This window comes from Clostridium sp. UBA6640 (assembly GCF_002455975.1).
In the GTDB taxonomy this organism is placed as follows: domain Bacteria; phylum Bacillota; class Clostridia; order Clostridiales; family Clostridiaceae; genus Clostridium_J.
This window is the reverse complement of record NZ_DKLM01000076.1, coordinates 1-245: the sequence shown is the minus strand read 5'-3', so window position 1 is coordinate 245 and position 245 is coordinate 1. Positions and strand designations below refer to the sequence as shown.

General features: G+C 30.2%; 1 pseudogene. It reads left to right on the top strand.

The annotated features are described in order from the left end of the window. Positions 1–73: 73 nt before the first annotated feature. Positions 74–245 (top strand): annotated as a pseudogene (locus B2W91_RS08285) (ABC transporter permease); the annotation flags it as partial.

Genomic DNA, 245 nt, shown 5'->3' with positions numbered 1-245 from the left:
CCAGATAATTTATAATTTATATGCACAGGGTTTAATAAAGTCCTGTGCATTAATTAAATAAGGAGGGTGCTTTATGATTCGTTATACAATTAGAAGATTTTTAGAGATGCTGCTTATATTATTTATAATAGCAACAGCTACATTCTTCTTGCTTGAAGCAATTCCTGGAAATCCGCTTATGCAAAAAGTTGAAAGATTGCCAGCGAATGTAAAAGAAGCAATGTATGAAAAATATGGATATAATA